2 protein-coding genes are annotated in these 1,540 nt (G+C 37.0%); one reads left to right on the top strand and one right to left on the bottom strand.

Going from position 1 to position 1,540, the window contains the following annotated elements:
- Positions 1-281 (top strand): hypothetical protein (locus tag AC1DRF_RS27330; RefSeq protein WP_477742226.1); only part of this gene is annotated, 281 nt, incomplete at its 5' end.
- Between the two features lie 261 nt (positions 282-542).
- Here the strand turns inward: AC1DRF_RS27330 and AC1DRF_RS27325 are convergent.
- A partial coding sequence (locus AC1DRF_RS27325) for an arylsulfotransferase family protein (RefSeq protein WP_477742225.1) occupies positions 543-1,540 on the bottom strand: 998 nt, incomplete at its 5' end.

Below are 1,540 nucleotides of genomic sequence, written 5' to 3'. Positions count from 1 at the left end.
CTATTACGTTATATCCCGTTGAAAATAGTAAAGAAACAGCTCAAATGAACTTAAATTATCTAGGTGGTAAGGTAGAATCCGTAGGAGATTTTGGGATTAATTTAGACACTTCAAATAATCAAAATGGAATTGCAGTAAGAGACGCAAGGTTAAATAAAGAAGGGAATTTCAAAGAAAAAGTAAAGATTGATGCTAGTAAAGATGTAATTAAACCTGAATATATGATTTTAACGGTTAAATGGAATGAAAAGTCAGAAGATATGATTTTAAAAGTTAAGTAATTAGGGAGAAAAGGCACCTTATACTCATATATATCAAATATTCCCTCAGTTCTTTATCCTTACTATTTGTTAAAATATAATATTATATATCAGGAATTTTATTTTTGCAGTTTAGATTAATATAGTAGCGTTTTTTTGAAAAAGTCCTTAGCTTACATAATTTCTGGTTGATTCCTTAAAAGGTGAATGCCCCCTCATGTCTTCTGAGTAGGGGGGCACTATAAGAACATTTTTAAAAATCTAATAGAGGATTATTAATGCTCACTTTCGTCTATTTCGTCTTATTTTTACGTAAGTAGTCGGTGATGTACCAATGGCGTTCCCGCAGGAGTCTAATGCTTTTACTTGAAAATAGGGGCCAACTGCCTGAACATGAATATCTGTTTCAAATCCAGTACGAGGGCTACTAAATATCACTACTGACAATTTAAAAGGCGTTGGTCCTGCAAGTAACTGCCAAGCAACTGTTTCTGTTGAACCATTCCATGATGCGTAAGCTGTAGCTTGACCGTCATGCAATAAGTCTACCGTTATGCTAGGCGGGTAAAGTGGTAGACCTACCCACTTATTTTTAAACGCTCGATAAGAAAGATTCTGATTTGGATACCGCATATCATACAACAAATTAAATGAAGGATTTCTTTGTGTATTACCAGCATTCTTAAATTCTGAAAGGTAGGGCTCTTGCCCCCACCCAATGAGTTGATTTCCATTAGAAAGCTTTTGCGCATTTCCTTGACTTGGAACATATAAAGCTGGGTCATGATAATACGTTCGATCTACATTGGCGACCTTGTGTTTATAGTCTAAGTGAAGAATTAAACCACGCGCCTGTCCCTCAGGAGGAGAGGTTGAAGAGGCACAGCAGGCGTCATCAAACAAGCTTATCCTATTTTCGGACCTATAGCGCGCATCATGCTGCCAAGAAAATGCAGCGTTCGGTCCAAGCTTAAAATCACTTTGTTTTCCACCAAGTTGCCAAATTACCTTTCCCGTTTTTTTATCAATGTTATAAATGGCCCACATATTACRCATACTCACTAGAAGTGTATTGTTTGGCCCTTCTTCGACTGAATTTACGTGGTAACAATCCCATATATTATTAGAACTTGTCGCGGATGAAGCAGGTACCACTGAATCAGCTGGATTRATATGTTCAAGTGCACTCCAAAAGAAGAGAAGCTCTCCCGTCTCAATGTCTACTTCTTGAATAGAGTAGTCATCAAAATACCCGCGTAATGGTCCACCATACTTAGATA

This window comes from Priestia sp. P5_B4, from assembly GCF_056400385.1.
This window is presented reverse-complemented; position numbering and strand designations above follow the sequence as displayed.